Annotated in this window: 18 protein-coding genes, 1 pseudogene and 2 other annotated features; of the genes and pseudogenes, 2 read left to right on the top strand and 17 right to left on the bottom strand. The window is 29.1% G+C overall.

Features of this window, described 5'->3' with window-relative positions:
* Positions 1 to 47 precede the first annotated feature (47 nt).
* The 7 genes from BM384_RS00095 to zapA all read right to left on the bottom strand — a co-directional run bounded on the left by BM384_RS00095 (position 48) and on the right by zapA (position 10,353).
* On the bottom strand, positions 48 to 1,772 hold the full coding sequence (locus BM384_RS00095; RefSeq protein WP_090009245.1) for a phospho-sugar mutase: 1,725 nt from the start codon (positions 1,770 to 1,772) through the stop codon (positions 48 to 50).
* A gap of 127 nt (positions 1,773 to 1,899) precedes the next feature.
* The gene (locus BM384_RS00090) at positions 1,900 to 2,526 is read right to left on the bottom strand and encodes a 50S ribosomal protein L25 (RefSeq protein WP_090009241.1); all 627 of its coding nucleotides are present in this window, start codon (positions 2,524 to 2,526) and stop codon (positions 1,900 to 1,902) included.
* Between the two features lie 177 nt (positions 2,527 to 2,703).
* Positions 2,704 to 3,153 carry a 2-thiouracil desulfurase family protein gene (locus tag BM384_RS00085; RefSeq protein ID WP_090009238.1) on the bottom strand — a complete coding sequence of 150 codons (450 nt, stop codon included), beginning with the start codon at positions 3,151 to 3,153 and terminating at the stop codon, positions 2,704 to 2,706.
* Between the two features lie 66 nt (positions 3,154 to 3,219).
* A complete protein-coding gene (locus tag BM384_RS00080) occupies positions 3,220 to 4,164 on the bottom strand; it encodes a carbohydrate kinase family protein (RefSeq protein ID WP_090009235.1) in 945 nt (314 codons plus the stop codon).
* Between the two features lie 89 nt (positions 4,165 to 4,253).
* Positions 4,254 to 6,614 (bottom strand): endonuclease MutS2, encoded by a 2,361-nt coding sequence (locus BM384_RS00075; protein WP_090009231.1) that lies wholly within the window; start codon positions 6,612 to 6,614, stop codon positions 4,254 to 4,256.
* A gap of 3 nt (positions 6,615 to 6,617) precedes the next feature.
* Entirely contained in the window at positions 6,618 to 8,963 is a 2,346-nt protein-coding gene (locus BM384_RS00070) for a U32 family peptidase (RefSeq protein WP_090009228.1), read from the bottom strand.
* 142 nt (positions 8,964 to 9,105) lie between these two features.
* A complete protein-coding gene (zapA, locus tag BM384_RS00065) occupies positions 9,106 to 10,353 on the bottom strand; it encodes a cell division protein ZapA (RefSeq protein ID WP_090009225.1) in 1,248 nt (415 codons plus the stop codon).
* A gap of 178 nt (positions 10,354 to 10,531) precedes the next feature.
* On the opposite strand from zapA, the gene BM384_RS00060 reads away from it, so the two are divergent.
* Positions 10,532 to 11,740 (top strand): CapA family protein, encoded by a 1,209-nt coding sequence (locus BM384_RS00060; RefSeq protein WP_090009222.1) that lies wholly within the window; start codon positions 10,532 to 10,534, stop codon positions 11,738 to 11,740.
* 100 nt (positions 11,741 to 11,840) lie between these two features.
* On the opposite strand, the gene pheT is transcribed toward BM384_RS00060, so the two are convergent.
* The 9 genes from pheT to ytxC form a co-directional block, all read right to left on the bottom strand.
* A complete protein-coding gene (gene pheT, locus BM384_RS00055; protein WP_090009219.1) occupies positions 11,841 to 14,216 on the bottom strand; it encodes a phenylalanine--tRNA ligase subunit beta in 2,376 nt (791 codons plus the stop codon).
* A gap of 13 nt (positions 14,217 to 14,229) precedes the next feature.
* Positions 14,230 to 15,249, bottom strand: coding sequence for a phenylalanine--tRNA ligase subunit alpha (pheS, locus tag BM384_RS00050; protein WP_090009217.1), 1,020 nt, complete (start codon positions 15,247 to 15,249; stop codon positions 14,230 to 14,232).
* A gap of 179 nt (positions 15,250 to 15,428) precedes the next feature.
* Positions 15,429 to 15,662: a binding site (T-box leader), on the bottom strand.
* A 43-nt stretch (positions 15,663 to 15,705) separates the two neighbouring features.
* Complete coding sequence (locus tag BM384_RS00045; protein WP_090009215.1) at positions 15,706 to 16,482, bottom strand: TrmH family RNA methyltransferase; 777 nt, start codon at positions 16,480 to 16,482, stop codon at positions 15,706 to 15,708.
* 13 nt (positions 16,483 to 16,495) lie between these two features.
* The gene (locus BM384_RS00040; RefSeq protein WP_090009211.1) at positions 16,496 to 17,164 is read right to left on the bottom strand and encodes a potassium channel family protein; all 669 of its coding nucleotides are present in this window, start codon (positions 17,162 to 17,164) and stop codon (positions 16,496 to 16,498) included.
* A gap of 12 nt (positions 17,165 to 17,176) precedes the next feature.
* The gene (locus BM384_RS00035; protein ID WP_090009208.1) at positions 17,177 to 18,526 is read right to left on the bottom strand and encodes a TrkH family potassium uptake protein; all 1,350 of its coding nucleotides are present in this window, start codon (positions 18,524 to 18,526) and stop codon (positions 17,177 to 17,179) included.
* A gap of 102 nt (positions 18,527 to 18,628) precedes the next feature.
* Positions 18,629 to 18,988, bottom strand: a complete 360-nt coding sequence (gene rplT / locus BM384_RS00030) for a 50S ribosomal protein L20 (RefSeq protein ID WP_090009205.1) — start codon at positions 18,986 to 18,988, stop codon at positions 18,629 to 18,631.
* A gap of 24 nt (positions 18,989 to 19,012) precedes the next feature.
* Positions 19,013 to 19,210: a 50S ribosomal protein L35 gene (gene rpmI, locus BM384_RS00025; RefSeq protein ID WP_090009202.1), complete on the bottom strand. Its 198-nt coding sequence runs from the start codon at positions 19,208 to 19,210 to the stop codon at positions 19,013 to 19,015.
* Positions 19,211 to 19,231: 21 nt separating this feature from the next.
* Positions 19,232 to 19,753: a translation initiation factor IF-3 gene (infC, locus tag BM384_RS00020; RefSeq protein WP_090009200.1), complete on the bottom strand. Its 522-nt coding sequence runs from the start codon at positions 19,751 to 19,753 to the stop codon at positions 19,232 to 19,234.
* 24 nt (positions 19,754 to 19,777) lie between these two features.
* Positions 19,778 to 19,905 (bottom strand) — a sequence feature (ribosomal protein L20 leader region).
* Positions 19,906 to 19,918: 13 nt separating this feature from the next.
* Positions 19,919 to 20,815: a putative sporulation protein YtxC gene (ytxC, locus tag BM384_RS00015; RefSeq protein WP_090009197.1), complete on the bottom strand. Its 897-nt coding sequence runs from the start codon at positions 20,813 to 20,815 to the stop codon at positions 19,919 to 19,921.
* A gap of 143 nt (positions 20,816 to 20,958) precedes the next feature.
* Here ytxC and BM384_RS00010 point away from each other — a divergent pair, with 143 nt between their 5' ends.
* Positions 20,959 to 21,660, top strand: coding sequence for a DUF6873 family GME fold protein (locus BM384_RS00010; protein ID WP_090009194.1), 702 nt, complete (start codon positions 20,959 to 20,961; stop codon positions 21,658 to 21,660).
* Positions 21,661 to 21,885: 225 nt separating this feature from the next.
* On the opposite strand, the pseudogene BM384_RS18605 reads toward BM384_RS00010, so the two are convergent.
* Positions 21,886 to 22,036, bottom strand: a pseudogene (locus tag BM384_RS18605) (IS1595 family transposase); the annotation flags it as partial.

Here is a 22,036-nt window from a genome sequence, read left to right as displayed (position 1 = left end):
TATCATTTTAAAAAATGACAGCATTTTTGTATCTTTACTTACAGATATTAGTTTAATTTTTCGTTGATTACTTCCATAACCTTTTCTTTAAATCTTGCAACTTCTGTAGCAGCATTTTCTAAGCTGTTTCCTCTTACTGCAAGATATACTTTCATTTTAGGTTCTGTTCCTGAAGGTCTTACAACGAAATAAGAACCATCTTCTAAGATATATTTAAGTACATTAGAAGTTGGAAGCTCGATAGCTTTCTTTCCTCCTGTAATCATATTTTCTTCAACTTTTAGTTTATAATCTAACTTAGTTTCTATCTTTACTCCATCAATTTCTGATAAAGTTTCATTTCTTAAAGCATCTATACATGCAGCAATCTTTTCTGCACCTTCTTTTCCTTTAAGATCTATTGATACTAATTCTTCTTCAAAGAATCCATATTTTTCATATAACTTAATTAATGCATCGTAAAGGCTCATACCTTTGTTTTTATAGTAAAGAGTCATTTCAGCAATAAGCATAGAAGCAATTACTGCATCCTTATCTCTAACAAATTCACCTGCTAAATATCCATAGCTTTCTTCAAAACCAAATAAGTATTGTCTATCACCGGCATCATTAAATTGTTGAATCTTTTCAGCAATATACTTAAATCCTGTTAAAACATCCATTATTTCTACGCCGTAATCTTCAGCAATCTTTCTTGCTCCTTCTGTAGTAACAATTGTTTTAATAACAACGCCATTACTTGGAAGCTTTTTTGTCTCTTTTAAAGAATCTAATACATACTGAGTTAATAATAATCCTGTTTGGTTTCCTGTTAATACTTTGTATTCACCATTCCCCGCTTTAACAACCACACCAATTCTGTCACAATCTGGATCTGTACCAAATATTATATCTGGATTTTCTTCCTTAGCCATATCTAATGCTAATTCAAATACCTGTGCAAATTCTGGGTTTGGGAAAGGTGTTGTTGGAAAGTTTCCATCTGGCATTTCCTGCTCTTTAACAACCTTAACATTTTCGTAACCTAATTCTTTTAATACTCTTCTTACTGGAATATTACCACTTCCATGAATAGGAGTATAAATAATGTTTAAATCTTTAGCGTTATTCTTTACTAAATCTTCTCTAATAGTTAAACCTTCAACCTTTTCTATATAGGCTTTATCTACATCTTCACCAATGTAGTTTAATAATCCTTTTTCCACAGCTTCTTCTTCAGTAATTGTTTTTATACTTCCAAAATCTTTTATTTCGCTTACAGCTGTAATTATTTTATTTGCCTTTAAGTCTGTAACTTGTCCACCAAATTCATCATACACCTTATAACCATTATAAATACTTGGATTATGTGAAGCTGTAATTACAATACCACCTTCACAGTTTAAATGTCTTACTGTAAATGAAAGTACTGGTGTAGGTCTTAAACTTTCAAATAAAAATACTTTTATTCCATTAGCACATAGTGTTAATGCAGCTGCTTTTGCAAATTCCTTAGACATATTTCTTGAATCATACGCAACTGCTACCTTTGGTGAATCAAAACTTTCATTTAGATAGTTTGCAAAACCTTGAGTTGCTTGTGATACTGTATATATGTTCATTCTATTAGTTCCAGCACCTATAACTCCTCTAAGTCCACCTGTTCCGAATTCTAAATTTTTATAAAATCTATCTTCAATCTCCTTATCATCTTTTATGTTACGTAATTCTTCTTTAATCTCTTCAGATATAATATTTGAGTTTAGCCAGCTTTGATATTTTTCTTTATACACTTTTTTAACCCCTCCTCTACTTATTTACAAGTAATATTATACATCATAATTTATATTTGACAATGAAAAAGTTGTATTTTTTCCAATATTTTACTTTTAGGAGCATAAGTAATATGCTCCTTATACTTTATTTTTCTGCTTCTTTATTTGAATCTTCAGTATCATCAACCCCATTTATCTTTTCTTCTGCATGAAGGTCTGATACTAACTTTCTTTCATTGCTTATAGAAGCTATAACTCCTTCTAAATCATCCATTATAGATATTTCGCTTCCTACTTCTAAATCTGCAAATTTAAATAATTGTCCAAGTTCACCTTTAGACACATCTATATCAACGCTCTTTGGAAGGTCACTTGCATTACAGCTTACTTTAACTACTGCTTTTTCCTTTTGTAATACTTCTCCTTTTTTCATAAGCCACTTTTCACCTACAAAATGGATAGGTACTTCTGATTGAATTTTTTCATCACCACATATTTCTTCTAGGTCTATATGAATGATTTTATGAGTTACAGGGTCTCTTTGCACTTCTTTAATTAAAGCTTTTTCTTCAGTACCATTTATACTAAAGTTTATCATTCCATGATCTCCAACAGAAGAAATTTCTTTTGCTAGTTCTAAAGAACCTACTTCAAACAAAAGATTCTTCATACTTTTACCGTATATAACTCCTGGTGTATACCCCTCTCTTCTTTCTCTTTTTGTATTATGCTTTATTTTTAGGTTTCTCTCCTTTAAACATAGGTTATTCAATATCTTACACTCCTTTTATTTCATACATTCTTTTTAATTATTCCTAAAAACAACATAATTTATACATTTAAATTTTAGAATTTAAAACTTAGAATTAAGAAAGTTTTTTATAAAAAACAAAAAATGCACTTAACCCTTAATAGGCTTAAATACATCTTTTTTTGCAAACTTATACTTTTATTTATCATCTTTTCTTATTATTTTACTATATTCTTCACCAGATATAACACTTATTCCAGCTTTTCTTAAGGTCCTACAAGTTATACCTTCTCCCTCTATTTTCTTTCCGAGAAAGCTTCCATCATAAATATAATTACATCCACAAGAAGGACTTCCTTCTTTTAATATAGCCTTTGTTATATTAGCTTCTTCAGCTATCCTTAAAGCTTCTTTAGCACCTTTTTTGAAATTTTCACTTACATCTACTCCGCTTTTAGAAATAACTTTCCCTTCTAAAGTATCTATAATTTCTGAAGCCTCTCTAGGTGTAGTTAATCCTCCAAGCTGTTCAGGGCATATAAGAACTGCTTTATTACTTCTAAGAAGCTCTAAACAATCTTCATTTATATTATTATGACCATTATATTTGCAGTTTACGCCACATAAACATGCACTTACTAAATACATCATTCCACCTCTTTTATTTAAAAAAGTAGCTACTACAAAAACTTTGTAGTAACTACCCTTAACTTCTTAAATTTCTTCCCACTTAATTTTATCTAAATAATATTTTACGTAATCATCACTCATTTTAGGATTAATAGTATCTTCATCCCTGATTGTAATTACAGACATTGCCATTGCATATTTTACAGTATCCTTTAAAGATAAATTATTCATATATCCATATCCTAATCCTGCAACAAAAGAATCTCCTGCACCAGTTGTATTTTTAACTTCAACATCACATGCCTTTATCTTTCCTTCTTCTTTACCATTAGTATAATAAGTTCCGTCTGAATCTAAACTTATGAATATATTTTTTATTCCAAGATCTAAGAAATATTGTCCTGCTTTTCTTACATCTTCATATGAGTTAATTTTTATTCCAGATAAAATTTCTGCTTCATATCTATTAGGTTTAATTGTATGGAAATACTTTATTAAATGCTTTATTTTTTCAGCTTTAGCTGCTGAAACCGGGTCTAACACAAACTTAGTTTTCCCAGCAAATTCTTTTAATATATGCTCTAAAATTTTAGGATTATCTGAATCTAGAAATGTATATTCAGCATTTTCTATAACTTTTCTCTTAGCATCTATGAAATCTTCATCCATTTCATCTAAAGATGACATATCTACAATTGCTGATACCATTTCTCCTTCTTCATCTAAAATAGCCATATATGTAGGTGTTGCTTTATTTTCTAAAAGCAAACTATGTTCCATATTATACCCAATTACTTTTGAGTGTTCTAAAATATTTCTTCCTTGTTCATCATCTCCGACAATAGATATAAACTTAGTATTTACACCAACTCTAGCCATATTTTCAGCTATATTTCTACATACTCCACCTAAAGAAATTTTGATATTTCCAGGTATAGAATCCTTTTCTGTATATTTACTTCTGCTGAATCCTAAAATATCAACTATTGATGCTCCTAATACTAGTGCATATGAATTATTATCTTTCATTTTATCTCTCCTGTGCTTTATTATGTTGACTACATTATTGTATTATAAGTTATTTTTATAAAAATTAAAATATAATTTTATTATAAATATTATTTTAATTCAACCATGGTTACTCCATCTCCACCTTCACCATAAGCACCTAATCTGTAACTCTTTACGTGTGGATGTTTCTTTAACATCTCATTAATTGCCTTTCTTAATACCCCAGTTCCTTTACCATGAACAATAGTTACTTCTCCTAAATTAGCTCTATAAGCATCATCTAAGTACATATCTGCTCTATAGCACGCTTCTTCTGCATCTAATCCTCTTAAGTCTACTCTGCTTTCTACAGATTTTAGATTTAAGCTTACTTCTCTCTTCTTTTTCTTTTCCTTAGCCTTTTGTACTCCATTAGCTACTCTTAAATCCTTTAATTTAACATTAATCTTCATTATTCCAGCTTCAACTTGAACTTCACCTTTTTTATCAGGCATAGAAATTATAACAACATTTTGATTAAGAGAAGGAAGATATGCATCCATTCCTAAGGTTACCTTCTTTATTTCTTCTCCAGAATTTTCTCTTTCTTTAATTAAAGATTTTTCTTTATTTTCTAAAGAATCCTTAAGCTTCTTTCTTTCTTCTTCAAGTCTTGCTCTTCCACCACCTGAAATGCCCATTTTTTCAAGTTGTCTCATAGCCTTTAATATTTCATCAGCTTCATCTTTAGCTTCTGCAATAATGTCTTTAGCTTCTTTTCTGGCTTCGTTATATGCTTTATCTTTTACGCTTTCTAGCCTCTTCATCTTTTCTTCATATTCACGCTTCATCTTTTCAGCTTCAGCTTTAAGCTTTGAAGCTTCTCTTGCATTTCTATTAGCTATAATACTCTTTTCTTGAAGTTCTCTTATTAAATCTTCAAAAACAAGGCTTTCATTAGATATAGTTTCCTTAGCCTTATTAATTACATCTTCTTTTAAGCCAAGTCTCTTACTAATTTCAAAGGCATTAGATTTTCCTGGCACCCCAATTAAAAGTCTATAAGTAGGTCTTAAAGTATCTACATCAAATTCAACAGATGCATTTTCAACTCCTGGAGTCTTTAAAGCATATCCCTTTAATTCACTATAATGTGTTGTACCTACTATCTTTGAACCTCTATTTTTTAAAGTTTCTATAATAGCTGTTGCAAGGGCAGCTCCTTCAGTTGGGTCTGTACCTCCACCAAGTTCATCAAATAATACTAAAGATTCTTCGTCAGCTTCTTCCATTATTCTTACTATATTAGTCATATGAGATGAGAAAGTTGAAAGACTTTGTTCAATACTTTGTTCATCACCTATATCTGCAAATATTTCTTTATAAAAACTTACAGAAGAACTATCCTTTGCACATATTAATAATCCACTTAAAGCCATTAAATGAGTAAGTCCTACTGTTTTAAGAGTAACAGTCTTACCTCCTGTATTTGGCCCTGTTATCATAAGAGCAGTAAAGTTTTTGCCAAGATATATATCTGAAGGTACTGCTTTATCTGGGTCTATAAGAGGATGTCTTGCACTTATTAAATTAAATGATCCATCTTCATTTACCTCAGGCTTTATACCATTAATTTGAGCTCCATATTTTCCTTTAGCAAATATAAAATCTATGTTTAAAAGTATTTTCATATTGCTTTCTAAAACTTCAGAATTATTCTTTACCTTTACAGATAGCTCCCATAAAATTCTTTCTATTTCAGCCTGCTCTTTTAGCTTAAGTTCTTTTATTTCATTATTTAAATTAACAAGACCCATAGGCTCAATAAAAAGTGTTGCTCCAGTTGAACTTTGATCATGAACTAATCCTGGAACTTGACCTTTATATTCTGCTTTTACAGGAACTACATATCTATCTCCTCTCATAGTATATATAGCATCTTGAAGATACTTGCTATTTGCTCTTACAATAGAATTTATCTTTTCTCTTACAGAAGAATTCTTTTCTTTTAAATTTCTTCTTATTCCATGAAGAACACTACTTGCTCTATCACTTATTTCATCTTCTGATACTATACATCTTTCTATATCAGCTTGAAGACCTCCTATAGGACTTAATATATATCCTAAGTCTTCAAGTCTTTCGAAGGCTTCTTCCTCTTCTTTTCTTGTAAGATATTCCTTCATGCTCTTTGTAGTTCTAAGCATGTTTCCTATATACAAAAGCTGGCTTGTAGTAAGGGTTCCTCCCTTTTTAGCTCTTTCTAATCCTTCTCTTACATCTCTTAATCCTTCAAAAGGAGGATTTCCCTTTTTTAAAATTAAATTTAATGCTTCGTTAGTTTCTTCTAAAGCATTTTTCACATCATAAACAGATTCATAAGGAACTAGAGCTTCAACTAATTCCTTACTTCCTCTAGTTACAGCATATTTTTTTACTTTTTCTTTTATTTTGTTAAACTCTAAAATTCTTAGCGCTCTTTTATTCATTTTCTATTCTACACCTCTTTTATAACATCCTTTAGTGTAATATTTTCCTTCTATTTCTTTTTCTCCATTAAGCATTTTGAATATTTCTCTTACTTCCTTTTCACTTTCATCTCTTAAGTCTATTCTAAAAGTATTTATACCCATACTTTTTAAATCATCTATTTCACCAATTAAGTTTAATGGAGTTCCATTTAATATATGACTTCTACAGAATACATCTGTCATAACTCTAAAGCTTTCTTTCTTATCATCCACAAGAGTAAATTTATCTCTCATACAAGCCTTATTACAAGCTTTATCTGTGCACTTTCCTCCAAAGGTACTTCCTATAGGACAGTATTCACTTACCATAAGTTCAGTTTTTCCATAAAGCTCATATACTGCACCTGTTACACCTTTTTTCATTATGTCTTTAATTTCTTTTCTATTTAATTCAAGACTTAATGAAACCATATTTAAATCTTCTCTATAAAAGTTAGCTGCTTCTGAATTAAATATATTAAGCTTATAATCTCCTATAATCTTCATTTCATCTTTATATATATTAATTATTCCAGCATTTCCTGTTATTAATCCCTTTATGTAAGGTTTATTTTCATCAATTTTCTTAACAACAGCCTTAAATTCCGATTTTATTATTTCAGGTGTATGTATATATATATTAACATCTTTAATATTCTTAATATCTTCAGATGTTATAGCATCCTTTTCTCTGCTATATAAATCAACACCTATATTTTTAACTCCTAAGTCAATTAATGTTTTTAATTGACTTTTAGTAACACATGTAACAATCATATCAACATCTATAGGATCTTTAGCTTTTAAATTTAATTCATTAGGCACTACCTTACTTCTATTTCTTCTCTTCTTTGATAACTTATCTTTTAAAATTTTATCTAAAAGTTCTCTTCTTAAGTTATTTAACGATGCTATTCTTAAAAATCCGTCTTCAAAGCTTTCAAAATTTATTTTATCAATTCTATATGGAGTGTCTCCAGATTTTCTTAAAGCCTCTTCTATTCTTTCCTTATCAAGAGGTTTTTTCTCTGCCTTTTCAACTATATCTCCTAAAACTTCATATTCTATTCCATCTACATAAGCTTTAAGTTTAAGATTTTCATTGCATTTGAAAGATACATAGATTTCTAAACCTATTTTTCTATTATAAGGTCTTACATTTTCAGATAGATCTTCTAGTAGTTTTTTACTAGATGTTCTATATATAGTATCTCCTTCCTTGTAGCCTTCTGGATATAATTTAACTCTATCACCACTAAAAGCTTCTTTAACTTCTTTACCCTTTAAAACAATTTTACTTACAGTAAAGCCCTTTTTGCCAAATCCAATACCATCTCCAAGAGCTATAGAATCCTTTAAAACAATATATCCTTTTGAATCAACTTTTCCTATTTCTATACCTGTATTCTTTGGAATTTGGAAGCTCATCATATCTCTTCCCATATCCTTTTTTAAATATGCACTTCCAAAGCCACCTCTATTAAATAATTGTAAAAGTGTCTTTTTGCCTTTTTGAACATCAAATTCTTCCTTTTTAAGTTCTTTATCTAAGGCCTTTCTATATGTACTTACAACACCTGCAACATATTCTGGCTTTTTCATTCTTCCTTCAATTTTTAATGAATATGCTCCACTTTTAATAATATCTTTCACGTCTTCTACAGTACATGTATCCTTAGTACTTAAAAGGTAACCTTTTTTCTCTCCACTTTTTTCAGAAACAAGTCTATATTCTTGTCTACAAGGTTGTGCACACTTACCTCTATTTCCACTTCTTCCACCTATCATAGAGCTCATAAGACATTGACCCGAATAAGATACACATAAAGCTCCATGAACGAACATTTCAGTTTCTATTCCTAGATCCTTTGATATATGTTCTATTTCCTTAAAGCTTAATTCTCTTGATAATACTATTCTCTTATAGCCTTTATTAGTAAAATAAACTGCTCCTTCTCCATTATGAACAGTAAGCTGAGTAGATGCATGTATTTCAAAATCAGGATAATTTTCTTTTATAAGCTTAACAAGGCCAGTATCCTGTACAATAAGAGCATCCACACCAATTTCATACAAATATCCTACATATCTTATAGCTTCCTTTAATTCGCTCTCTTTTAATATTATATTCATAGTTACATGTACTTGAACTCCATAACTATGGCAGTAATCTACAGCTTCCTTCATCTTTTCATTGTCGAATTCTACAGCCTTTGATCTAGCTGAAAACTTAGGACCACCTAAATATACTGCATTGGCTCCACTATTTACAGCAGCATATACACTTTCCATGCTTCCTGCGGGTGCTAATAATTCTATTTTTGTCATTTTCATCTCTCCTACGTTTAGTCACTAATCCCTATTGTATGTTATAACATAAAACACAGATTAATTCTACTTTCATACAAATTTATAACTGACAAACAAAAAATATCTCGAAATTAATTTTTCGAGACAGTTTTTTTATACTTTATTTTTTTAATATGTTTTTATCTCTTTTCATCTTTGTCATTTCGATTTGAACATCAACTATCTTTTTCTCTAAATCAAGAATTCTATATTTTGCATCTCTTAATTCTTGTCTTGAAGTTTTTCCACTTTCTAATATCTTACTTTTTTCTGATGCTAATTTATCTATTTTTTGTTGCATCTCTTCTATAATAGAATTCTTTTTACTTATTTCTTCATCCATTATTTCTTTTTGCGCTATTTTAGCATTTTCAAATTCTTCTTTTAAAGATGATTGAACTTTTCCTCTTTCTTCAATTTCCTTTTCTTTTTCAGAAATTGTACTACTTAAATCATCATTTATATTTTTTAATTCTTTAATGCTAGTATTTAATACTTCTGCTTCTTTTATTAAAGAATTCTTCTCTTCTTCAATATTTTTATTTTCCTCTTCTAAAACCCTATTTTTATTTTTAACAGACTCAAGCTCTTTAGTCAAAATACTTTCATTATATTTTAATTCATTAATTGTCTTTTTACTATTTTCTTTTTCTTTAGCTATTCTATCTGATGACTCCTTAAGCTTACTATTTGCTCTATGGCTTTCTTTAAGTTTTTCTTCTAAGTGAACTTTGCTATTTCTTAATTCTTCTTTCTTTTTATTTAACTCTTCATTTAATTTATTAGTTTTTTCAATTTCTTTCTTTAATCTCAAAATTTCATTTTTAAGATTATTATTTTCATTATTTAGAGTTTTATTATTTTCCTTTAAGTCTTCTTTTTCCTTACTTAAAATTTCATTACTTGCACTTAAATCTCCTTTTTCTTTATTTAAGATTCTATTACTTTCACTTAAGTCTTCCTTTTCTTTATTTAAAGTCTCTATATTTTTATTTAAATTTTCTATATCCTTATTATTACTTTCAAGCTTTTCTTGTAGTATAGAAGCCTCACTATCCTTTTGTTTTTGAAGATTATCAACCTTTTCTCTTAGTTCCTTAATTGTATCACTTAAAGTTTGATTTCTTTCCTCTAAAGAAACCTTATCCTTTTTAGCATTTTGATAATTTATATCACTTTCATACAAATCATCTGCTATATTAACTGCTGCAAGAACAGCTGCATCTCCAGTACTTAAAAATCTATTTTTTGTAGCTATCTCACTTATTTTTCCATCTACATACTCTGCCACTTGTTTTAAGTATTTTTCATTGTCTCTTCCCTTTAGAGTATAATCTTTACCATTTATATTAACGATAACCTTTATCATCTTAACACCTCACAAATACTTGTCCTATAAAAAATATTATATGGTATTTATATCTATAAAACAAGGCAGACAGTAGATTTTCAACACTCCAAATTGTTACAAATAAAAATGAATAAAACTTACTTTTTTTACACTATAAAACAATTTATGTTAATATATTGAATAAGGAGTGATTATTTTGAAAAGTAAAAAATGTAATTTTAAGTTTTTTATTATTTTATCTTTTACTATATTGTTTTTAAATCAATGTACTGTTTCAAAAGATACTAATAATAATTTTAATGAAGAACCTATGAAGAAGGAAGAAGAAAATAAAGAAAACTGTTCTATTGTTTTTGCTGGAGACATACTTCTTCATAACGCCGAACTTGAAGCTGAATATAATAAAGAATCTAATGTCTACAACTTTGATGAATTCTTTATTAATGTGAAAGATTATATACAAAGTGCAGATATAGCTGTATGTAATTCAGAAACTACATTTTTAGGCAAGAATTCTGGATATTCTGGATATCCTGATTTTAACAGCCCCCCTGAAATTCTAACTTCCTTAAAGACCTGTGGTTTTGACATTGTATCCTCTGCCCATAATCATATATTAGATAGGGGTTATGATGGCTTTATAAATACTGTGAAAAACATAAAAAATAGCGGTCTTGATTTAATAGGAATACAAGAAAATGAAAATGATAAAAATTATGTTATTAAGGATATTAATGATATCAAGGTAGGCTTCACTAATTATTCTTATTGTGGAGAAAAACAATCAAAACATACCTTTAATAATATTGAACTTCCCTCTTCCTTAGAAAATAAAATAAATCTCTTTTCTGATGAAAGTAATATAGATAAATACTTAGAAGGAATTAATAAAACTATAGAAAATATGAAAAAAGATGGAGCCCAATATATTATATTTTATATTCACTGGGGAATCGAATATCAAACTACTGCTAATGATAAGCAAAAATATTTAGCAAAAAAGCTCAGTGAGCTAGGAGTAGATGCTATAATAGGAAGCCACCCTCATGTCGTACAACCTATAGAAACTATAAAAAATGAAGCTTCTAATAAAGAAACTCTTGTCTGCTACTCACTTGGAAACTTTATTTCAAATCAAAGAGAAGAAACTATGGGAAATAGAAAGTCAGAAGATGGTCTTATGATTAAATTAAATCTTGAAAAAACAAATAATAAGGTTTCTTTAAAATCTTATGAATCAGAACCTACATGGGTAAATAAATATAATGATAATTTAGGAAATCCTCATTATAATATTATGAAAGATAAAGATGTATTAGATAACGCTGATGACTATTCTACTGAGGTTTTTAATGATGCAAAAGAATCCTTTGACTCTACTCTAGAAATAATTAACACTAAATAACTACAACTGATAATTTTATATAAACAAATTTATTATAAAAAAGACAGTAGGCAGATTTGAATTTTCACAAATCTACTTACTGTCTTTAAATATTTAATTATTATCTTAATTCAGCACCAAGTTTATTTTCAAGGTTCTTTAATATCTTGTCATGAACCTTGTTTACATCTTTATCAGTTAAAGATTTCTTTGCATCTCTATAAACTATTGCATAAGCGATACTCTTCTTTCCTTCTGGAATTTGAGCTCCCTTATAAATATCAAATAATGATACTTTTTCTACTAATTGTCCACCAGTTCTCTTAATAATGTCTTCAATATCTCCTACTAAAACTTCATCATCTACTAAGATAGCTATATCTCTAGTTGCTGCTGGGAACTTAGGAATTGGTGTGTAGCTTCTCTTAACATCAGCAGCATCAAATAAAACATCTAAGTCTAATTCTGCCACATAACATCTTGTTTCAATATCATAGTTTTCTTCAACATCTGGATGAATTTCACCAAATACACCTGCATTCTTTCCTCTTAAAGTTATACCTGCAGTTTTTCCTGGATGGAATGTTGGATTTTCGCTTTCACGAACAAACTTAGCTTTAGCTATTCCTAGTCTGTCTAAAACATTTTCCACAACTCCCTTTAAGTCTAAGAAGTCACAGTTTCCATACATACCAATTGATAATGTATTCTTTTCAGTTGGAAGTGCATTTTCATCTTCATTCTTTATATAAACTTTTCCTATTTCAAATAGTCTAGCATATTCATTACTTCTTGAGTAGTTTCTGCTTAATGAATCCATCATTGAAGGATAAGTTGAAGTTCTCATAACAGAGAAATCTTCTCCTAATGGATTTCTTATCTTAACAACATTTCTAAGTTCTGAATCTTCTGGAACTCTTATCTTATCAAATACCTTTGGTGAAGTAAATGAATAAGAAATTGATTGGTTAAGTCCTGATGCTATTAATGCATCTATTAAAACTTCTCTAAGTCTTTCATCTCTATGCTTGTTTTCTCTATTAGGAGTCACATCAAACACTGTAGTTGGTATTTTATCATAACCATATATTCTTGCAACTTCTTCAGCTATATCTTCTCTTATAGCTATATCTATTCTAAATGTAGGAACAGTTATCTTTAAAGTATCATTGTCTACTTCTGTTAATAATTCTAATGAATCTAAAGCAGACTTCATTTCTTCTGTAGATATTTCAGTACCTAAGAATTTGTTTATCCAGCTAGCTGAAACTTCCATATGAGAAATTTCCTTAACTTCAGGATATACATCAATAGTTCCATCTACAACTTCACCAGCACCTAATTCACATACTAAAGCACATGCTCTATTTAATGCAATTTCTGCTAAGTTTGGATCTATATCTTTTTCAAATCTTCCTGAAGCTTCTGTTCTTAATGCTAATCTTTTAGAATTAACTCTTATGTTAGTTCCATCAAAGTTAGCACATTCAAATACTACTTCAGTTGTATCATCTTTTATTTCTGAATCAAGACCACCCATTATACCAGCAAGTCCTATAGTCTTATTTCCATCTTTTATACATATAAAGCTTGAATCTAAAGTTCTTTCTACTTCATCTAATGTAGTAAACTTTTCTCCGTCATTTGCATTTTCTACTACTATATGACCTTTAGTTAATTCTCTTGAATCATAAGCATGCATTGGTTCACCAATTTCAAGCATAACAAAGTTTGTAATATCAACTATATTATTAATTGGTCTTACACCAGCTTCTAAAAGTCTTTCTTGCATCCATCCTGGAGATTGAGTAACCTTTACGTTCTTAATCTTTCTAGCCATATATCTTTTGCAAAGGTCTGTTTTAACTTCTACCTTTAATTCATCATTTACATTTCCAGAAGCTTTAACTTCATATGATGTATTTGGCATTTTGAAAGTTGTTCTTAAAGCTGCAGCAGTTTCTCTTGCCATACCAACCATGCTTAAACAGTCAGGTCTATTTGAAGTTATATCAAAATCTAAAATAGCCTTATTAAGCTTTAAGTATTCTTTTATATCCATTCCTATTGGTGCATCTTCTGGTAAAATCATTAGTCCTACTACAGGTTCATCTCCTGCAATACCTAGTTCTTCTTCCGAACAGAACATTCCGTTAGAAACTACGCCTCTCATTTTACCTTTTTTAATTTCTGTTCCATCAGCTAATATTGATTTATGTAAAGCTACAGGAACTTTATCATTTTCTTTCATGTTAGTTGCAGCAGTAACTATTTGAATTTCTTCATCACCAATATTTACTTGACATACATTTAGTCTATCAGCATCAGGGTGCTTTTCTATTTTATTGATTTGACCTACAACAACATTCTTTATATTATCCCCTTGAATAATAACTTCTTCAAGTTGAGAACCTGTTAAAGTTAATATATCTCCAAGTTCTTTTGGGCTTACGCTTACATTAACATAATCATTTATCCAATTATATGGTACCTTCATTTCTTATCCTCCTCTAGAATTGATTTAAAAATCTCATATCACTTTCATATAATAATCTTATATCATCTAGGCCATAATTTAACATAACCATTCTATCAACACCAAATCCAAAGGCGAATCCGCTATATACTTCTGGATCTAATCCACAATTTCTTAAAACATCAGGATGTACCATACCGCATCCTAAAAGTTCAATCCATCCAGAGTTTTTACAAACATTACATCCCTTTCCTCCACATACAAAGCATGTAGCATCCATTTCTGCTGATGGTTCTGTAAATGGGAAGTGATGTGGTCTAAATTTAGTTTTAACATTATCACCAAACATCTTCTTTGCAAATAATTCTAAAGTTCCCTTTAAGTCTGCAAATGTTACTCCCTTGTCTATTACTAGACCTTCCATTTGATAGAATATAGGAGAGTGAGTTGGATCAACTGAATCTGCTCTATAAACCTTTCCTGGAGAAATCATCTTTATTGGTGGTTCTTGTTTTTCCATAACTCTTACCTGTACTGGTGAAGTTTGAGTTCTAAGTACTATATTATCATTAATATATAATGTATCTTGCTCACTTCTTGCAGGATGGTTTTTAGGAATATTTAAAGCTTCAAAGTTATAGTGATCTAGTTCTACTTCTGGACCTTCTTCTATAGTAAATCCCATTGATATGAATATATCTTTCATTTTTTCAAGAGTTAATTCTAATGGATGTCTTTTACCTATTACATTTTTCTTACCTGGTAAAGTTATATCTATAACTTCACTTTGAAGTTTAGCTATCTTTTCTTTTTCTTTAATTTCTTTAGCAGCAGCATCTAATTTTTCTTCAACAACCTTTTTAACATCATTAACCATCTTTCCAACTATAGGTCTTTCTTCTTTAGATAGACCTCCCATACTCTTTAAGATAGTTGTAAGTTCTCCTTTTTTACCTAAGAACTTTACTCTTAATTCTTGAACTTCTGCAGCAGTTTTAGCTGTTTCAATTTCTTTTAAGGCTGTTTCTTTAATTTGCATTAATTGTTCTTGCATTTCTTTTCTCCTTTCAGATTTTGTTTGCCATTTAAAAAGGTTAAAAATATTTATTCATTTTTCTTTTTAGGCTATAATTATTTTTAATGTCTTAGTATCTTACATAACTAAAATTCAGTAATAATAAGTATTTATTATTATAAAAATTATATATTTAGACATTAAAAAAACGCCCCTTAAAAAGGGACGAAATATCCGCGTTACCACCCTAATTGATTTAAATTTAATTATATAAACTTAAATCCAGCTCTAATAAAATTAACGGTTTTATATACCGCCAGAAGCTACTATAATTTCACAACTGGAACTCCTGAGGGAACTTCAACATAAATCTTCATAAAAAGGCTTGCAGTCTATTGACCTTTTCTCCCTGAAAGCGCCATTATGTCTACTTTCTCATTCATAGTTTTTATTTATTTAATTACCTATCAATTATACAAAAACTTAATAAAAATATCAACCATTTTGTCTAACTTTTTCATATATAATGATAGAAGATGCAATAGCTACATTTAATGATTCCGCACCACCAGGCATAGGTATCTTGACTTTCTTATCAGAAATATTATAAACTTCCTCACTTACACCATTTCCTTCATTACCTACTGAAATTGCTATTTTTCCACTTAAATCTTCATTAAAGAAATCCTTCTCCCCTTCTAATGAAGTGGCAAGAATAGAAAATCCTTTTTCTTTAAGTTTTTTTACTAAAGTAAGATTATCATCATCATATACTACTGGCACATAAAATAATGATCCCATAGTTGAACGTATAGTTTTCTCATTATAAACATCAACTGTTCCCTTTGTAAGTATAATTCCATTAACTCCTGCAGCATGAGCTGTTCTTATTATAGTACCAAGATTTCCTGGATCTTGAACTTTATCGCATATAATATAAAAATCTCCCTCTAAAGCTATATCCTTATCCTTCATTTTTACAACAGCTACTATTCCTTGAGGTTTTTCTGTAGCACATAATTCTTTTAAAAGATTATCATCTAGCCCATATACTTTTGTTTTATCTTTATACTCTTTAAGGTAATCATCTAATTTATATTCTTCTTTATTACTTATAAATAGATACTCTATATCAATACCAGCTTTAAAAGCTTCCTGAACTAATCTAAAACCTTCAATAATATACTTTGAGCTCTTACTACGCCCTTTTCTCTCTTTTAGCTTTTTAGTTTCTTTATATAAACTGTTATCTTTACTTTCTATACAAACCAAAGAATCACCTCTTTTACTTATCTTTTTCTATGATTTTTTCAAGTTTCTTTAAGTTCTCATCTTGACCTAAGGCCACTAAAATATCATCTTTATTTAAAGCCACATCTGCTGCTGGAGAAATATTTATATCTCCCTTATTTTTTATAGCAATAATATTTATTCCGTACTCTCGTCTAAAATCTAAGTCCTTAAGAGTTTTACCATTCCACTTATTTAAAGTCTCAATTTGCATAATGCTATAGTCAGATGCAAGTTCAATATAATCTAATATATTTGAAGAAACAAGATTATGAGCTACTCTAGCACCCATATCCTTTTCTGGAAGAATTACTTTATCAGCCCCTACCTTATATAATACCTTTGCATGAAGTTCATTATTTCCTTTTGCAACAATATGACTTATTCCTGCTTCTTTTGCAATAAGGGTTGCCATTATACTAGACTGAATATTACTTCCAATAGCTATTATGGCAACATCAAAATTTCTTATACCTAAATTTTTAAGGGCAGCTTCATCAGTAGCATCTACTTGAACTGCATGAGTTACATATTCTGAAATTTCCTGAACAGCTTCCATACTCTTATCTATAGCTAACACATCATTTCCCATATCATTTAAATTTCTAGCTACAGCCTTACCAAAACTTCCAAGACCTATAACTATATATTGTTTTTCTGACATCTTAATACACCTCTATCCTATTAATACCTTTCCCTCTGGATAACTAAATCCTCTTTGTTTTTGTCTATGCATAAGTGCAAGCATAACTGTTAAAGGACCAACTCTTCCTAAATACATAGTTATCATTATAACTATCTTTCCTATAACAGAAAGCTTTTGAGTTATTCCTAAAGTCAATCCTACAGTTCCAAAAGCAGATGCAGCTTCAAAAAATAAATCTATAAAAGGTATATCATATTCTGTAATTGATAATATCATTGTAACTGTTACCACTAAAGTAACACCTAACATTAAAAGGGCAAAAGCTTTATAAACTAACTCCTTAGAAAATCTTCTTCCAAAAGCTTCTGTATCTTCATAACCCTTTATTACACTTATAAGAGTTAATATTGCAATAGCAAAAGTGGTTGTCTTTAACCCTCCTGCTGTTGATCCTGGTGATCCCCCTATAAACATTAAAAATATAGTAAGAAAAATACTTGCAATTTCCATCTTAGCTAAGTCTATACTATTAAATCCTGCTGTTCTTGGTGATACCGCTGTAAAGAAAGAATTTAGAATCTTATCTCCAAAACTCATATTAGCCATAGTACCTGCATTTTTATATTCTAATAAAAATATAAAAATTGTAGGAAAAATAATTAAAGCTAATGTCATAGTTAAAACTATCTTAGAATGAATAGAAAGTTTCTTATTATTTTTATAATTTAATAGTTCTAAAATAACAGTAAAACCAAGACCACTTATAATAATAAGCAAGGATAGAGTAATTAATACAACTGCATTGCTGCTATATGATGTAACACTACTGTAATTCCCCATTAAATCAAAACCTGCATTACAAAAAGTAGATATAGAATGAAAAAAACTATAACCCATACCTTTTACCAGTCCGAACTCAGGTATAAATTGAGTTGATAACAAAAGAGCCCCTATTCCTTCAACTATAAAAACAAAGCTTATTACATACTTAACCATTTTAACAATTCCATGTATACTTAGTGTATTTAAAGATTCTTGTACATATAGCCTGTCCTTTAATGTGATTTTCTTACCTAATAAAGCTGCAACAAATACCGTTATAGACATGAAACCAAGGCCTCCAATTTGTATTAATAATATTATTACAAATTGACCAAATGTACTCCAATAAGTCCCTGTATCTACTGCCACTAAACCAGTAACACAAACTGCAGACGTAGATGTAAATAAGGAGTCAAGAAAATTAGTATATACTCCTTCTTTTGATGATATAGGAAGGCTTAATATTATTGCTCCTGCCACAATAAGTACTAAAAATCCTATTGATAATATTTGAACTCCATTTAGACTTTTCTTTATTCTCTTATCATTACTTTTCATATTACCACTCCACACCCCACACTTAACACATTAGTTTTTAAATATTTTTCTGTATATAAAATAAAATGCGACTATTAGTCGCATTTTATTTACAAATATATATTAAGCGTTAACTTGTTTTTTAGCTACTTCTACTAAATCAGCGAATGCTTTTGGATCGTTGATAGCTATTTCAGATAACATTTTTCTGTTTATGTCGATTCCAGCTAATTTCATTCCATTCATGAATTTAGAATATGAAAGACCATTCATTCTTGTAGCAGCATTTATTCTTGCTATCCAAAGTCTTCTGTAATCTCTCTTCTTTAATCTTCTTCCTACGTAAGCATTTCTTAATGCTCTAATTACTGATTCGTTAGCAGTTTTGAATAATCTGCTCTTTCCTCCATAGTAACCTTTTGCAAGCTTTAAAACTTTTTTATGATTCTTACGAGAATTAACCGCTCTTTTTACTCTTGCCATTCTTTAAACCTCCTGTACCGTCTCTTATAGATATGGTAATAATTTCTTCATTGCTTTTTCTTGAGTATTTGATACTAGACTAGCTTTTCTAAGATTTCTCTTTCTCTTAGAGCTCTTTTTTGTTAAGATATGGCTCTTATAAGCCTTTGCTCTCTTTAATTTTCCTGTACCTGTTAATTTGAATCTTTTTGCTGCACCTCTATGAGTTTTCATTTTTGGCATTGCTAAATTCCTCCTCTCAGTTTATGCCTTCTTTGGGCCTAAAACCATTGTCATATTTCTTCCTTCTCTCTTAGCTGGCTTTTCTATTACACATACATCTTCCAACTTAGTAGAGAATTTTTCCAAAATTCTAAGTCCTAAATGACCAAGTTCCATTTCTCTTCCTCTAAATCTGACAGTGATCTTTACTTTATCTCCGTCTAATAAGAACTTTCTTGCATTTTTAGCTTTAATATCGATGTCATGTTCTTCTATTGTAAGACTTACTCTTACTTCTTTAACATTAACAACTTTTTGCTTCTTTTTAGCTTCCTTTTCCTTTTTAGATTGCTCGTATATGAACTTCCCTAAATCCATAATCTTGCAAACTGGTGGCTTAGCTCCTGGTGATATCATAACTAAATCTAAATCTGCTTCTTCTGCTTTAACTAACGCATCTCTAGTAGCCATTACACCTAACTGACTTCCGTCATTAGCTATAACTCTTATTTCTTTTTCTCTTATATCTTCATTAACTATATAATTTTTATTAATAGTTTTCACCTCCGAAAAATAAAAGCAATATTCTATATAATAAAAAAACGGCAGTAAACTGCCGCCCTATATTATCAAACAAAATCATTGCGATAAATAACCACACTAGCTGCTAATTTAATGCGCTGTAAGGTGAGAAACGGCTGTTTCTTCTTAACAAAAATTATTTTATCATTAACTCTTCTGCATGTCAACACTTTTTTTATATGTATTTTCTTTTGCACACGTCCTAACTCTATCACCAAACACATTAATAATTGTATCAATAAACTCTTTATTTTTACAATTATCTTTTCCATAAATATTTATACTTTTAGGTGCATTGCTTATCAATCCACTTATTATTATATCTTCAACATTAGCATCTATACCTAATTTACAATCAGATAAATCTTTTAGAAAAGAAGTGAAGATATCTTCATCATATCCATCTGTTACTTTATATGTAGAATCTCCTTCCACATAAATATTGACTTTTTCTATTTTACTTTCCTGTATGTCAACAAAATACTTTAAGAGTTTTACGAATTCTTTATATTCTTTTTCAACTAAATATCCTTCTACTACTTTTTCTATAATACATTCTATATCTTCTCTAAGTTCCCTCATTCTAAAAGTTAGGAAACCATTTATATTTATTTCCTTATTTTCTTCCATACAACTCTGTATTTTATCTAATATACTATTGATTTTATTATTACAATATACAAATAAATCGTTATTAATCTGTTCTTTTCTAAGGAGAACCTTCATAATATCTTCTTCTACTTCTAATATTTCATCATGTTTTAAGAAGAAATATGTGTCTGTTAAAAATTGAAACATTTCTTTTTCTTTATATTTAGATATAACTATTTCATATAATATATTACTTATATATAAGTTAACTCTATTTGTTATTCTTTCATCGTATGTATCATCATCACAGATTAACTTAACTACATGAGTAATGCCTTCCTGGCTTTCTACTATTCCAACTATTATATCTTTCTTTTCTAATACTTTTTTTAATTCTTGTAGTTCACCAACAAAATCTAAATCACCTGAATAAGCTAATTCCTGAACAAGCATGGGTTTTCACTCCCTTCCTACTAATAGTATGTATTAAATTTTCAACTCTATACAAAATTTATTTTTCGTAATTATTTCCTTGATTTTTCACATCTTTAATAGTATTTTTATCTTACACAAGAGATTTTAAGGAGTGTTTTTATATGATATGTTTTATCGATTATAGGACTACAGATGAAGAAATCCAAAGCTTAAAAAAGCTAGATTTAATACCAATTAAAGTACCTAAATCAACAAAAGTATATGAAGCAATTAATGGCCACGTAGATATTCAGTTAAATATTTTATATAAAGAAAAAAAGCTTATTATAGTTCAAAAAGATATAGACAAAGAATTCCTAGATGAACTATCAATGCATGATATTAATTATGTACTATCAAAAAATTCACTTTCTTCAAAATATCCTGATGATATTATTTTAAATGCTCTTATATCTGATAGTATTTTTATTCACAACTTAAAATATACTGATAAAAATCTTCTTCCTTTTCAAAAAAACAAAAAAATAATAGATGTAAAGCAGGGGTATACAAAGTGTTCAGTTCTTCCTGTAGGCCATAACGCTTTTGTTACTAGCGATAAAGGAATTTATACTGCATTAAAAGAAATAGATATGGAATGTCTTCTTCTTCCTCCTGGCGATATTGAGCTTCCATCTTTAAACTATGGTTTTATTGGAGGCATAGGAGGCTTAATAAGTCCTGAAAAATTAGTTATTTTTGGTGAACTAGATTATTATAAATATGGAGATGAACTTTACAAATTTTTATATAAGATGGATGTTGAGCCTATTAGCTTAAAAAAAGGCAGACTATATGATAGAGGAAGCCTTTTTGTTATATAAACTTATATATTATTTTACTATAAATATATATAAATTGTTCTTATATGATTTTAATATTAAAAACTTATTAATAAAAAAGGCTCAATTATGAAATAGAGTGATAAATAAAACTAGCTATTCAAATATAGGTGGACGGCCTTTAAAATTCTTGATTTTATAAGAATGTTTACCCTGTATAAATAATGGATATTCCTGAATTTTATCAAAAATATATTTAAATAAGGATAAATAATTAGCTAAGTATTTAGTTGAAACTCCTCTGTAGACAGAGATAAATCTTTTTATATTGCTGTGAATACTATTTATTCTTTGAATGTTAAAACCTTTGAAACTATGTTTTCCTTTTGGAATGGCTATATGATTAAGCTTACAATAG

The organism is Clostridium sp. DSM 8431, assembly GCF_900116755.1.
Classification (GTDB): domain Bacteria; phylum Bacillota; class Clostridia; order Clostridiales; family Clostridiaceae; genus Clostridium.
Note: the sequence above shows the minus strand (reverse complement) of the source record. Positions and strands in the feature narration are given on the sequence as shown.

What these genes read in the sequence shown, in the direction of transcription:
- BM384_RS00010 (WP_090009194.1), top strand. Translation starts at nt 20,959, where the DNA reads ATGATATGTTTTATCGATTATAGGACTACAGATGAAGAAATCCAAAGC.
- zapA (WP_090009225.1), bottom strand. Translation starts at nt 10,353, where the DNA reads ATGATAAAGGTTATCGTTAATATAAATGGTAAAGATTATACTCTAAAG.
- BM384_RS00085 (WP_090009238.1), bottom strand. Translation starts at nt 3,153, where the DNA reads ATGTATTTAGTAAGTGCATGTTTATGTGGCGTAAACTGCAAATATAAT.
- BM384_RS00035 (WP_090009208.1), bottom strand. Translation starts at nt 18,526, where the DNA reads ATGAAAAGTAATGATAAGAGAATAAAGAAAAGTCTAAATGGAGTTCAA.
- BM384_RS00075 (WP_090009231.1), bottom strand. Translation starts at nt 6,614, where the DNA reads ATGAATAAAAGAGCGCTAAGAATTTTAGAGTTTAACAAAATAAAAGAA.
- rpmI (WP_090009202.1), bottom strand. Translation starts at nt 19,210, where the DNA reads ATGCCAAAAATGAAAACTCATAGAGGTGCAGCAAAAAGATTCAAATTA.
- BM384_RS00040 (WP_090009211.1), bottom strand. Translation starts at nt 17,164, where the DNA reads ATGTCAGAAAAACAATATATAGTTATAGGTCTTGGAAGTTTTGGTAAG.
- pheT (WP_090009219.1), bottom strand. Translation starts at nt 14,216, where the DNA reads ATGAAGGTACCATATAATTGGATAAATGATTATGTTAATGTAAGCGTA.
- ytxC (WP_090009197.1), bottom strand. Translation starts at nt 20,815, where the DNA reads ATGCTTGTTCAGGAATTAGCTTATTCAGGTGATTTAGATTTTGTTGGT.
- BM384_RS00070 (WP_090009228.1), bottom strand. Translation starts at nt 8,963, where the DNA reads ATGACAAAAATAGAATTATTAGCACCCGCAGGAAGCATGGAAAGTGTA.
- pheS (WP_090009217.1), bottom strand. Translation starts at nt 15,249, where the DNA reads ATGCAAGAACAATTAATGCAAATTAAAGAAACAGCCTTAAAAGAAATT.
- BM384_RS00080 (WP_090009235.1), bottom strand. Translation starts at nt 4,164, where the DNA reads ATGAAAGATAATAATTCATATGCACTAGTATTAGGAGCATCAATAGTT.
- rplT (WP_090009205.1), bottom strand. Translation starts at nt 18,988, where the DNA reads ATGGCAAGAGTAAAAAGAGCGGTTAATTCTCGTAAGAATCATAAAAAA.